The organism is Pseudomonas sp. stari2 (assembly GCF_040760005.1).
Classification (GTDB): Bacteria; Pseudomonadota; Gammaproteobacteria; order Pseudomonadales; family Pseudomonadaceae; genus Aquipseudomonas.
The window spans coordinates 2,276,685-2,289,078 of the sequence record NZ_CP099760.1 but is presented as its reverse complement, the minus strand read 5'-3'; the positions used below and the strand labels follow the sequence as shown (position 1 = coordinate 2,289,078).

The following is a 12,394-nucleotide window of genomic DNA, read 5'->3' as shown; positions in this document are numbered from 1 at the left end:
AAGGACTTTCCATGACAGCTCTGCCATGGCTCTATCTCGGGCTTCTCAGCCTTGGTTACGGATTGGCGCTGAGTTTCGGCCAGCTCGGCTGGCTGGCGCTGATCTCCATTGCACTGCTGGTTTTCGCCGGTTACGCCGTGCGCCAGCAAACCGTGCCGGTCGGGCGTTATCTCGGCCATGGCCTGTTTATCGTGCTGGCCGTGGCGTTGGCCATGCACTGGCTGCCGGGCTTCTATAACGGCCGGGCCATCCCGGCGCAACGCTTCACCGACAACGCCGTGCCGTTCTCGATGTACCTGAATCTCGACAAACCACTGATTGGCTTCTGGCTGTTGCTGGTCTGCCCATGGATTGTTGCGCGGCGCTCGTTGCGCCTGACCGTGTACGCCACCGCACTGGCACTGACGTTGAGCGTGATTCTGGCGTTGGGCGGCGCGGTGTTGCTGGGCATGATCACCTGGGCGCCGAAATGGCCCGACCAAGCGTGGCTGTGGGTGCTGAACAATCTGCTGCTGGTGACGCTGGTCGAAGAAGCGCTGTTTCGTGGCTATATACAGGGCGGCCTCAGCCGGCGTTTCAAACACCTGCCTTACGGCGAAAACCTCGCGCTGCTGCTCGCGTCCCTGCTGTTCGGTCTGGTGCATGTGGGCGCCGGCTGGCAATGGGTGTTGCTGGCAGGTCTGGCGGGGCTCGGCTATGGTCTGGCCTACCGATTTGGCGGGCTTGCTGCCGCGATCGCCACGCACTTTGGTCTGAACCTGCTGCATTTCGGCCTGTTCACCTATCCGATGCTCGCGGGTTGAAGCAAGGGCCGTTTTGCGACGCCGTACTGATAAATGAAAAAAAACTTCAACAAATCGCCGACCCCGCCGACAACCTTTCAAAGCCTTGCGGATTGAAAAACCATGCGTAATAACCAGCCCATTACACAACGCGAACGGACTTTCCCGGCTCAGCAACGGTTGATTTCCACAACCGACGCCAAGGGCGTGATCACCTACTGCAACGACGCTTTCGTCGAAATCAGCGGGTTTTCGCGTGAGGAACTGATCCGTGCGCCGCACAACCTGGTTCGTCACCCCGACGTCCCGGCTGCGGTGTTTGCGCACATGTGGGGCACACTGAAACAAGGCTTGCCATGGATGGGCATTGTCAAGAATCGCTGCAAGACCGGTGATCATTATTGGGTGAACGCCTATGTAACGCCGGTGTTCGATGGCAATCAGGTGGTCGGTTACGAGTCGGTGCGGGTCAAACCCACCGCCGAACAGATCCGTCGTGCCGAAGCGCTCTACCAACGCATCAACCAGGGCAAGTCGGCGATTCCTTCGAGCGACAAATGGCTGCCGATCGTGCAGGACTGGCTGCCGTTCATTCTGGTCAGCCAGTTGAGCTTCATGATCGGCGCCACCCTGAACTCGCAGTGGGGCTTCGCCCTCGCTGCCGGTCTGTCGGTGCCGCTGGGCCTGCTGGGCCTGCAATGGCAACAACGCGGGCTCAAGCGCCTGCTGCGTCTGGCCGAGCAGACCACGTCCGACCCGTTGATCGCGCAGATGTACACCGACAGCCGTGGCGCCCAGGCGCGTCTGGAAATGTCGATCCTCAGCCAGGAAGCCCGCCTGAAAACCTGCCTGACCCGTCTGCAGGACACCGCCGAGCACCTGACCGATCAGGCCAAGCAGTCCGACGCCCTGGCGCACAACAGCTCCAGCGGTCTGGAACGTCAGCGCGTGGAAACCGAACAGGTCGCCACCGCCGTCAACCAGATGGCCGCCACAACGCAAGAAGTGGCGAGCCACGTTCAACGCACCGCCGATGCCACCCAGGAAGCCAACCGCCTGACCGGTCGCGGCCGCGACATCGCCGGGGAAACCCGCGAAGCCATCCAGCGCCTGTCGGTCGTCGTCGGCGAAACCGGCCTGACCGTCACCCAACTGGCCAAGGACAGCGACGAAATCGGCGGCGTGGTCGACGTGATCAAAGGCATCGCCGACCAGACCAACCTGCTCGCACTCAACGCTGCGATTGAAGCAGCGCGTGCCGGCGAAATGGGCCGTGGTTTTGCCGTAGTCGCCGACGAAGTCCGCCAACTGGCGCAACGCACCAGCGAATCCACCGGCCAGATCCATGCCCTGATCGCCAAGCTGCAACAGACTGCATCCAGCGCCGTACAAACCATGGAAGCCGGCCATCGCCAGGCGGAAGAAGGTGTGGCACGGGTTCTGGAAGCGGATCAGGCCCTGGTCGGCATCAGCGAAGCGGTGGCCAACATCACCGACATGACCACCCAGATCGCCGCCGCGACCGAAGAGCAAAGTGCCGTGGCTGAAGAAATCAGCCGCAACATCAGCAACATCTCGGAACTGGCGGACCAGACCTCGGAACAGGCGCATAACTCGGCGTTGCTGAGTGAAGAGCTGACGAAGACGGCTAATACGCAGTATTCGTTGGTGGAGCGGTTTAACCGCTGATTGGAATGGCAATACAAAAAACCCGGATAGTGAGAGCTTCCGGGTTTTTTATTGCCTGTCTGAAATGGATGTGGCCAGCACCGCCCTCTTCGTGGGCAAGCCCACTCCCATAGAGTTTCGCATTGGCCACAAGATCTCGTAATACCACCATCCTTGTGGGGCTTGCCCGCGAAGAGGCCCTAGCGTCTGGCGAAAATCTCATTCGATAAGCGCGGACAGTGCCTACAACCGAATCAGACCCAACTGACTGGCACGCAATGAAGCCCGGCTCTACTTTGTCGTCCAAACCTATTCACACGAGCTAGCCAGCATGGATACATCACCTACGCAGAATCCGACGGTCACGACCGACAAACCTGTGAGAAAGGAAGTCCGGGGTGAACTGACATTCCTTGATGTGCGGCGAGCGGCACGTGATGGGCAGAAAGCATTCGATAAATTTTTTATCACTGGCCGACTGCTTCCCGATTATCGAGGAGGATCAATCTCGTAATGTTGAAAGCCCGGAACGTGTAAGCGTCCGGGCTTTTAACTACCTCGCTGTCAGAGCTGGCGTTACTGCGGCAAGCGCAGCTTGTCCAGCAGCCGATTCACCAGCAACTCGTTCAACATGATCAGCTGCTGCAGCGCCAGCAGCGGTTTGCGCTCCGGGCCTTTCACCGAGTTGGCGATATTGCCGGCCATGGCGTTGGCTGACGACAGCGATTCGCTGGCTTCGACGAGCAGCGTTTCGTCATCGAGCGTGGGATCGACCATGTAGATCGGACGGGCCTTGGGTGGGAAGTACTTCGGGATTTCAGGGCCGAGATAAAAGTCGAGTGCGCGGTCGGCGGCTTCTTTTGTCTTTTGGGACTCGAGCGCGGGGTCGTTGGAGGTTGGATCGGTTTCTGGTGGGTTGGGTGTGGTTTTGAACATAGATGTAACTCCTATCGCAGACTTCAAGGAGCCATCACCCACGCTACCAAACGATGGGTGGCGGCCATACGCGGGTTGGTAGACCGGCTGCAATAGGAACCCGGCGCTCACGAATGAGCCCCACGCATGACCACCATAAAACAGAGCCCCAAAAAGGGACGGCATACGGTGTTGCCATACAGCTATTACAGACGGGCTACCAAACCCGATCACTGTTTTTCAGTGACAGGGAAACGATATAGCCCACCCCATAGCCGCGTAAGCCGGCGGATTCTGGCGTACGCGTAGGCAACGACGCAAGGTGTTGTAGCCCTTATGGCGTAACGGTTCGTGTACTTTAAACGCCGTTTCGGAATTACGTTTACGCACAGAAAACAAGCAGATACTTCCCTGCTGCAATCCGCATGGCTTCTCACCACTCAAAACGATGAGCGTTAGCTCGAGTACCGCTTTTGATCTTGATCCACGGGCGACGTCGGAAGGCTGAGTGGAGGGATTTATCCGGGGGTGGGAGCGCAGCGACCGTTTGGCGAAGCCAAACACATCGAGAGGAGGTGCAGCGAAGCAAACCGTAGGCGATGCCCCCCGGATGAATCCCGGAGCGAAGGAACCCCGAGCCTCAGCGAGCGGGCCGAACGTAGGAGCAAGCCTTTTTTTGCTTACTTTTTTGAGGCGTTTGTCAAAAAAGTGAGTCGCCGTAAGGGCGAAACCCTAAGCAGCCGTTACCGCAGCAACGGATATGCCCCCCCAGAAAGCCTCAACAAAGAAACCCGGCAACCTTCTCCGCCGCCGAAGCCAAATGCTGCTCATGCGTAAACCCGGAAACCTTGAGCGGCTTCAAATCATGATCCCCAGAAGCCAACCAAAACACCTCAATACTCGGTGATAAATCGTAAGCCTCAACAGCGTCCCGATTGCCAAGCGCATCCCGCTCGCCTTGAACAATCAACGTCCGAGTCCGCAAAGAAGCCAGATGTTCGACCCGCGGTTTCTCAGGTTTACCAACCGCATAAAACGGATACCCCAGACATACCAGCGCATCCGCACCCAACTCGTCCGCCAGGAGACTGGCCATCCGCCCCCCCATCGACTTCCCGCCAACCGCCAAAACCCCAGCGACATGAAGTCGCACCAAGCCATAAACCTCGCGCCAACATTCGAGCAACTTCGGCGCCGGATTCGGCGGACGTTTGCTGCCATCAACCCGCCGCTGCGCCATATAAGGAAACTCAAACCGCAACACATTCACCCCAAGCCCAGCAAGGCGCCCAGCCACATCCGTCATCCACTCACTGTCCATCGGTGCCCCCGCCCCATGCGCGAGGATGAGCGTCGCCGAAGCCTCACCAACAGCCGCATCCCAAAGCCACCCATGATCCCGCAGGCACTGCGCCCATTGATCCCCGTCAATACTGGCCTTGTGCTGTTTGTCCATGCTTGCCTCGCTTTTAGTCTGCCTATAACTCCAGGCGAAGGATTCGCGGCGTTTTCTGCGCGCGCTCACTTCGGCTGAACCGTGGATGGGGAACCATGAACACTTCTATCAGTACCGCCTACAACTACAAGGTGGTCCGCCAATTCGCCATTATGACGGTGGTGTGGGGCATCGTCGGCATGGGCCTCGGGGTTTTTCTCGCGGCTCAATTGGTCTGGCCCGAACTCAACTTCAACCTGCCGTGGACCAGCTTCGGACGCCTGCGCCCGTTGCACACCAACGCGGTGATCTTCGCGTTCGGTGGCTGTGCCTTGTTCGCCAGTTCGTTCTACTCGGTGCAGCGCACCTGCCAGACGCAATTGTTTGCGCCGAAAATTGCGGCCTTCTGCTTCTGGGGCTGGCAGCTTGTGATTCTATTGGCGGCCATCAGCTTGCCGCTGGGTTACACCAGTTCCAAGGAATACGCCGAACTGGAATGGCCGATCGACATCCTGATCACCATCGTCTGGGTCGCCTACGCCATCGTGTTCTTCGGCACGATCATGCAGCGCAAGACCAAGCACATTTATGTGGGCAACTGGTTTTTCGGCGCGTTCATCATCACCGTGGCGATCCTGCACATCGTCAACAACCTTGAGTTGCCGGTGAGCTTCACCAAGTCCTACTCGGTGTACGCCGGTGCAACCGATGCGATGGTGCAATGGTGGTACGGCCACAACGCCGTGGGCTTTTTCCTCACCGCCGGGTTCCTCGGGATGATGTACTACTTCGTGCCGAAACAGGCCGAACGTCCGGTGTATTCGTATCGCCTGTCGATCGTGCACTTCTGGGCGCTGATCACCCTGTACATCTGGGCCGGTCCGCACCACTTGCACTACACCGCGCTGCCGGACTGGGCGCAGTCGCTGGGCATGGTGATGTCGCTGATTCTGCTGGCGCCGAGCTGGGGCGGCATGATCAACGGGATGATGACCCTGTCGGGCGCCTGGCATAAGTTGCGCAGCGACCCGATCCTGCGCTTCCTGGTGGTGTCGCTGGCGTTCTACGGCATGTCGACCTTCGAAGGTCCGATGATGGCGATCAAGACGGTGAACGCTCTCTCCCACTACACCGACTGGACCATCGGCCACGTACACGCCGGCGCGCTCGGCTGGGTGGCGATGATCTCGATCGGCGCGCTGTACCACATGATCCCGAAAGTGTTCGGCAAAGAGCAGATGCACAGCATCGGCCTGATCAACGCGCACTTCTGGCTCGCGACCATCGGCACCGTGCTCTACATCGCCTCGATGTGGGTCAACGGCATCGCCCAGGGCCTGATGTGGCGTGCGGTGAACGAGGACGGCACGCTGACCTACTCCTTCGTCGAAACCCTGGTGGCCAGCCACCCAGGCTTCGTCGTGCGGCTGATTGGCGGGGCGATCTTCCTCAGCGGCATGTTCCTGATGGCTTACAACACCTGGCGCACCGTGCGGGCCTCGCAGCCTGCTGACGTCGTTGCTGCCGCGCAGATGGCCTGAGGAGTCCGCCATGAAACACGAAACGATTGAAAAGAACGTCGGCCTGCTGATGCTGCTGATGGTGTTTGCCGTGAGCATCGGCGGCCTGACCCAGATCGTCCCGCTGTTCTTCCAGGACGTGACCAACAAACCGGTGGAAGGCATGAAGCCCTATACCGCGCTGCAACTGGAAGGCCGCGACATCTACATCCGCGAAGGCTGCGTGGGTTGCCACTCGCAGATGATCCGGCCGTTCCGCGCCGAGACCGAACGCTACGGCCACTACTCGGTGGCCGGTGAAAGCGTCTGGGATCACCCGTTCCTGTGGGGTTCCAAGCGTACCGGTCCGGACCTGGCCCGCGTTGGCGCGCGCTACTCGGATGACTGGCACCGTGCGCACTTGTACAACCCGCGCAACGTCGTACCGGAATCGAAAATGCCGGCCTACCCGTGGCTGGTTACCCAACCGGTCAACAGCAGCCACACCGAAACCAAGCTCAAGGTCATGCGCACCCTCGGCGTGCCGTACACCGACGACGACATCAGCGGTGCGGTGGCCAGCCTCAAGGGCAAGACCGAAATGGACGCCCTCGTCTCCTACCTGCAAGTGCTTGGCACTGCGATCAAGAGCAAGAGGTGATCGAGATGGCCTTAGAAATGAGCGCGGGGCTGATTCGCGGCCTCGGCACGGTCGTGGTGTTCGTGGCCTTCGTCGGCCTGACCCTGTGGGTGTTCAACCGCAAGCGCACGCCGGAATTCGCCGAAGCGCGCCTGCTGCCGTTTGCCGACGAGCCGCAACCCGACCCAACCCAAGCATCTGAAACAAGGAGTACCCGGCCATGACCACCTTCTGGAGTACGTGGATCTGCGTACTGACCATCGGCAGCCTGATCGGCCTGACCTGGCTGCTGGTCGGCACTCGTCGGGGCGAGACCAAGGGCAGCGTCGACCAGACCATGGGCCACAGCTTCGACGGCATCGAGGAGTACGACAACCCGCTGCCGCAGTGGTGGTTCATGCTGTTCGCCGGCACGCTGGTGTTTTCCGTGGGCTATCTGATCCTTTACCCGGGCCTGGGCAACTGGAAAGGCATCCTGCCCGGCTACGAGGACGGCTGGACCGGCGTCCACGAGTGGGAAAAGGAAATGAGCAAGGCCGACGCCAAGTTCGGGCCGATCTTCGCCAAATTCGCCGCCATGCCGGTGGAAGAAGTGGCGAAGGATCCGCAGGCGCTGAAAATGGGTGGCCGTCTGTTCGCCTCCAACTGCTCGGTGTGCCACGGCTCGGATGCCAAAGGCGCGTTCGGTTTCCCTAACCTCGCCGACCAGGACTGGCGCTGGGGCGGCAGTGCCGAGACGATCAAGACCACCATCATGGGTGGCCGGATCGCGGCGATGCCGGCCTGGGGCGAGTCACTCGGTGAGGTTGGCGTGAAAAACGTTGCGGCTTACGTGCGTCACGAACTGGCCGGGCTGCCACTGCCGGCGGACAACAAGGCCGACCTGCAAGCGGGACAGCAAACGTTCAGCACCATGTGTGTAGCCTGTCATGGGGCAACCGGCCAGGGCACTGAAGCCATGGGTGCGCCGAATCTGACGCACCCGGCCGGATTTATCTATGGCACCAGCCTGACCCAGCTTGAGCAGACCATTCGCCATGGTCGTCAGGGTCACATGCCGGCTCAGAACGAGCTGCTGGGCAACGATAAAGTGCAATTGCTTGCCGCTTATGTGTACAGCTTAAGCCATGGATTGAATACAGAAAAACTGATTACAGAAGACAAAAAATAGTAATCATTGAGTACAACACTGCCGCACGTTTCCAGTGCGGCAGTTTCCAGCCTCTTTGCGACGCATTGTCGCACCCCTTCACACCCTCTCCTTTCGGTTACCCGGATTCGGGTCTACGCTTGCTCGATGCGGACTGGCCCGTGCCGGTTCCAGGTCGACCCTGAGCGAGGCGTTGAACGAATCGGCTGAGTGACATGGCCGCAAAGGCCGGTAGATACCGGCTGTCGTGCCGATTACCGTCCGTCACCCGAACCGAGCGTTCGAACACACCCCGTTACATCCGACCGGGACCCCTCGCTTTTTTCGTCCGCTGCGACATTTTGCCCGAGGGCAATTTTGTCCTTACGCGGCGCATGGAAAGGCCGCAGAATCAGCGTTGGAAAGCATTGACCCAGGTCATGGCGCGTTGCATTGACCCCCTGCTTTCTACATACTTGCGGCCGATTTTAATCCTAATAAAACACCCAAACCGTGGAACCTTAGAATGAGCACAGCAATCAGTCCGACTGCTTATAACTATAAGGTAGTCCGCCAGTTCGCCATCATGACGGTGGTCTGGGGGATCCTTGGCATGGGGCTCGGTGTCTTCATTGCCTCGCAACTGGTCTGGCCGGAGTTGAACTTCGGTCTGCCGTGGACGAGCTTTGGACGCCTGCGCCCGTTGCACACAAACCTGGTGATTTTCGCCTTCGGTGGTTGTGCACTGTTTGCCACTTCCTACTATGTCGTGCAGCGAACCTGCCAGACGCGACTGATTTCCGACAGCCTCGCGGCCTTCACCTTCTGGGGATGGCAAGCGGTCATCGTCGGCGCGATCATTACCTTGCCGCTGGGTTACACCACCACCAAGGAATACGCGGAGCTGGAGTGGCCTCTCGCCATTCTGCTGGCCATTGTCTGGGTCACCTACGGTCTGGTGTTCTTCGGCACCATCACCAAGCGCAAGACCAAACACATCTACGTCGGTAACTGGTTCTACGGCGCGTTCATCGTCGTGACCGCGATGCTGCACATCGTCAACCACGCCTCTCTGCCTGTCAGCTTCTTCAAGTCCTACTCGGCCTACGCCGGTGCGACCGACGCGATGATCCAGTGGTGGTACGGCCACAACGCCGTGGGTTTCTTCCTGACCACCGGCTTCCTGGGGATGATGTACTACTTCGTGCCGAAACAGGCCGAACGTCCGATCTACTCCTATCGCCTGTCGATCGTGCACTTCTGGGCACTGATCACCCTGTACATCTGGGCCGGCCCGCACCACCTGCACTACACCGCTCTGCCGGACTGGGCGCAATCGCTGGGCATGGCGATGTCGATCATTCTGCTGGCACCAAGCTGGGGCGGCATGATCAACGGCATGATGACCCTGTCGGGCGCCTGGCATAAGCTGCGCACTGACCCGATCCTGCGCTTCCTCGTGGTCTCCCTGGCGTTCTACGGCATGTCGACCTTCGAAGGTCCGATGATGGCGATCAAGACCGTCAACTCGCTCTCGCACTACACCGACTGGACCATCGGCCACGTACACGCCGGCGCGCTCGGCTGGGTGGCAATGATCTCGATCGGCGCGATCTACCACATGATCCCGAAACTGTTCGGCCGCGCGCAGATGCACAGCGTGGGTCTGATCAACGCGCACTTCTGGCTCGCGACCATCGGCACCGTGCTGTACATCGCTTCGATGTGGGTAAACGGCATCACTCAAGGCCTGATGTGGCGTGCAATCAACGACGACGGCACCCTCACCTACTCGTTCGTCGAAGCGCTGCAGGCCAGCCACCCTGGCTACATCGTCCGTGCCCTGGGCGGTGCGTTCTTCGCCAGCGGCATGCTGTTGATGGCCTACAACGTGTGGCGCACCGTTCGCGCCTCGGACCCGGCTGAAGCTGAAGCCGCCGCCAAGATCGCCGTAGTTGGAGCTCACTGATGAAGCATGAAGCTGTCGAGAAGAATATTGGCCTGCTGGCCTTCTTCATGGTCATCGCCGTCAGCGTCGGTGGCCTGACCCAAATCGTTCCGCTGTTTTTCCAGGACGTCACCAACAAGCCGGTCGAAGGCATGAAGCCGCGTACCGCCCTTGAACTGGAAGGCCGCGACGTTTACATCGCCAACGGCTGTGTCGGCTGCCACTCGCAGATGATCCGTCCGTTCCGTGCCGAAACCGAACGCTACGGCCACTACTCGGTCGCTGGTGAAAGCGTCTGGGATCACCCGTTCCTGTGGGGTTCCAAACGTACCGGCCCTGACCTGGCCCGTGTCGGCGGTCGTTACTCCGATGACTGGCAGCGTGCGCACTTGTACAACCCGCGCAACGTCGTGCCTGAATCGAAAATGCCGGCTTACCCGTTCCTCGTGGAAAACAAGCTCGACGGCAAAGACACGGCCAAGAAAATGGAAGTGTTGCGCACGCTCGGCGTCCCTTACACCGACGAAGACATTGCCGGTGCAAAAGACGCTGTGAAGGGTAAAACCGAAATGGACGCGCTGGTGGCCTATCTGCAAGGCCTGGGCACCATCATCAAAAGCAAACGGTGATTCTTAATGGATATCGGGATGATTCGAGGCCTGGGCACCGTTGTCGTGATGGTTGCCTTCATCGGCCTGGCGTTGTGGGTGTTCAGCCCCAAGCGCAAGTCGGAGTTTGAAGACGCGACCTTGCTGCCCTTCGCGGATGATCCCGAAGCCATCAAGCACGTCGAGCAAGCTTCTAGGAGTAACAAAGAATGACTACATTCTGGAGTCTGTACGTCACAGTCCTCAGTCTCGGTACGATCTTTTCCCTGACCTGGCTGTTGCTGTCGACCCGCAAGGGCCAGCGCACCGAGCAGACCGACGAGACGGTCGGCCACTCCTTCGACGGGATCGAGGAGTACGACAACCCGCTGCCGAAATGGTGGTTCATGCTGTTCGTGGGCACCATCGTGTTCGCCCTGGGTTATCTGGTGCTGTACCCGGGCCTGGGCAGCTGGAAAGGTCTGCTGCCGGGCTACAACTACCTCGATAACGAAAAGCAGACCCCGTTCGCCAACGGCCAGACCGGCTGGACCGGCGTGCACGAGTGGGAAAAGGAAATGGCTCGCTCGGACGCCAAGTTCGGTCCGATCTTCGCCAAGTTCGCGGCCATGCCGATCGAGGAAGTGGCGAAGGATCCGCAAGCCCTGAAGATGGGTGGCCGCCTGTTCGCCTCCAACTGCTCGGTCTGCCACGGCTCCGACGCCAAGGGCGCTTATGGTTTCCCTAACCTGACCGACGCCGACTGGCGCTGGGGCGGCGAGCCGGAAACCATCAAGACCACCATCATGGGCGGTCGTCACGCGGTAATGCCGGCCTGGGCGGAAGTGATCGGTGAGCAAGGCGTGGCCGACGTGGCTGCGTTCGTGCTGACCAACCTCGATGGTCGCAAGCTGCCGGAAGGCACCAAGGCAGATCCGGCCAACGGCCAGAAACTGTTTGCGGCCAACTGCGTGGCCTGCCACGGTCCGGAAGGCAAAGGCACCCCGGCAATGGGCGCCCCTAACCTGACCCACCCGGCCGCGTTCATCTACGGTTCGAGCTTCGCGCAACTGCAGCAGACCATCCGTTACGGCCGTCAGGGCCAGATGCCTGCTCAGGAACAACTGCAAGGCAACGACAAGGTTCACTTGTTGGCAGCGTATGTTTACAGCCTGTCCCATGGTGAAAAAGCACCGGAAGCCGAGGCTCAGTAAGGCCGACGCTTGAAGCAAAAAACGGCCCCGTCAGTGAAAACTGGCGGGGCCGTTTTGCATTCCAGCCACTTCATGATTTGAGACGAATGCTCGATGGACGATCAATGATGTGCCCTGTAGCTTGCTCCTCTGCCTGACAAACGACCTACTCATTTCAAGGACGAAAACCGATGCGAGAATCCGATCACGACTGTGTGCAGCCCCGTGATGATTTCACTTATGGCTATCGGGATGTTGGAGATACGCCAGCAAAAGACCACAACGACGACACGAAATCCGTCGAACGTACCGGGAAGAATCAAAACAGCAGGCTGGACAGTCTTGGTGGTGGAAAGCTGACGTGACGTCGGCACAATCCGGGGAGCCGTTCGCGAAAGCAGGATCAGAGATCGTCTATAGTCAATTGATCTGCATCATGCTTTGCGACATTCGCTACACCATTCAAGATTTTTCCCCAACGCGACCAAAGGTCGCACCCGTTCGTCGGCATCACAGGCGTATCATTGCGCCACTGCAACACCCTTTCTGACCCCGGCCGGCACGTATCGACCGAGGCATTTTTCCACTGCCGTGGGAT

At 59.5% G+C, this 12,394-nt stretch carries 13 protein-coding genes; 11 read left to right on the top strand and 2 right to left on the bottom strand.

Annotated features, from left to right (window positions below; all coding sequences use genetic code 11):
* Positions 1 to 11 precede the first annotated feature (11 nt).
* Entirely contained in the window at positions 12 to 803 is a 792-nt protein-coding gene (locus NH234_RS10535; RefSeq protein ID WP_085732429.1) for a CPBP family intramembrane glutamic endopeptidase, read from the top strand.
* Positions 804 to 905: 102 nt separating this feature from the next.
* Entirely contained in the window at positions 906 to 2,471 is a 1,566-nt protein-coding gene (locus NH234_RS10530; RefSeq protein ID WP_085732428.1) for a PAS domain-containing methyl-accepting chemotaxis protein, read from the top strand.
* Positions 2,472 to 3,026: 555 nt separating this feature from the next.
* Here the strand turns inward: NH234_RS10530 and NH234_RS10525 are convergent.
* Together NH234_RS10525 and NH234_RS10520 are read right to left on the bottom strand one after the other, a co-directional pair.
* The gene (locus tag NH234_RS10525; RefSeq protein ID WP_367256439.1) at positions 3,027 to 3,386 is read right to left on the bottom strand and encodes a hypothetical protein; all 360 of its coding nucleotides are present in this window, start codon (positions 3,384 to 3,386) and stop codon (positions 3,027 to 3,029) included.
* A 757-nt stretch (positions 3,387 to 4,143) separates the two neighbouring features.
* Positions 4,144 to 4,821 carry an alpha/beta family hydrolase gene (locus NH234_RS10520; RefSeq protein WP_367256438.1) on the bottom strand — a complete coding sequence of 226 codons (678 nt, stop codon included), beginning with the start codon at positions 4,819 to 4,821 and terminating at the stop codon, positions 4,144 to 4,146.
* A gap of 95 nt (positions 4,822 to 4,916) precedes the next feature.
* On the opposite strand from NH234_RS10520, the gene ccoN (NH234_RS10515) reads away from it, so the two are divergent.
* From ccoN (NH234_RS10515) to NH234_RS10475, 9 genes are all read left to right on the top strand, one after another.
* Positions 4,917 to 6,341, top strand: a complete 1,425-nt coding sequence (ccoN, locus tag NH234_RS10515; RefSeq protein ID WP_007969190.1) for a cytochrome-c oxidase, cbb3-type subunit I — start codon at positions 4,917 to 4,919, stop codon at positions 6,339 to 6,341.
* A 10-nt stretch (positions 6,342 to 6,351) separates the two neighbouring features.
* A complete protein-coding gene (ccoO, locus tag NH234_RS10510) occupies positions 6,352 to 6,960 on the top strand; it encodes a cytochrome-c oxidase, cbb3-type subunit II (RefSeq protein WP_367256437.1) in 609 nt (202 codons plus the stop codon).
* Positions 6,961 to 6,965: 5 nt separating this feature from the next.
* Positions 6,966 to 7,163 (top strand): cbb3-type cytochrome c oxidase subunit 3, encoded by a 198-nt coding sequence (locus tag NH234_RS10505; RefSeq protein ID WP_085690240.1) that lies wholly within the window; start codon positions 6,966 to 6,968, stop codon positions 7,161 to 7,163.
* The gene (gene ccoP / locus NH234_RS10500) at positions 7,160 to 8,110 is read left to right on the top strand and encodes a cytochrome-c oxidase, cbb3-type subunit III (protein WP_367256436.1); all 951 of its coding nucleotides are present in this window, start codon (positions 7,160 to 7,162) and stop codon (positions 8,108 to 8,110) included. The genes NH234_RS10505 and ccoP (NH234_RS10500) overlap by 4 nt, the downstream gene beginning before the upstream one ends.
* Before the next feature lie 484 nt (positions 8,111 to 8,594).
* A complete protein-coding gene (ccoN, locus tag NH234_RS10495) occupies positions 8,595 to 10,037 on the top strand; it encodes a cytochrome-c oxidase, cbb3-type subunit I (protein ID WP_085732424.1) in 1,443 nt (480 codons plus the stop codon).
* Positions 10,037 to 10,645, top strand: coding sequence for a cytochrome-c oxidase, cbb3-type subunit II (gene ccoO / locus NH234_RS10490; protein WP_007905434.1), 609 nt, complete (start codon positions 10,037 to 10,039; stop codon positions 10,643 to 10,645). The genes ccoN (NH234_RS10495) and ccoO (NH234_RS10490) overlap by 1 nt, the downstream gene beginning before the upstream one ends.
* Before the next feature lie 6 nt (positions 10,646 to 10,651).
* On the top strand, positions 10,652 to 10,837 hold the full coding sequence (locus NH234_RS10485) for a CcoQ/FixQ family Cbb3-type cytochrome c oxidase assembly chaperone (RefSeq protein ID WP_003175465.1): 186 nt from the start codon (positions 10,652 to 10,654) through the stop codon (positions 10,835 to 10,837).
* Positions 10,834 to 11,817, top strand: a complete 984-nt coding sequence (gene ccoP, locus NH234_RS10480; RefSeq protein ID WP_085711941.1) for a cytochrome-c oxidase, cbb3-type subunit III — start codon at positions 10,834 to 10,836, stop codon at positions 11,815 to 11,817. The genes NH234_RS10485 and ccoP (NH234_RS10480) overlap by 4 nt, the downstream gene beginning before the upstream one ends.
* Before the next feature lie 170 nt (positions 11,818 to 11,987).
* Positions 11,988 to 12,161, top strand: coding sequence for a hypothetical protein (locus NH234_RS10475; protein ID WP_170929628.1), 174 nt, complete (start codon positions 11,988 to 11,990; stop codon positions 12,159 to 12,161).
* Positions 12,162 to 12,394 lie beyond the last annotated feature (233 nt).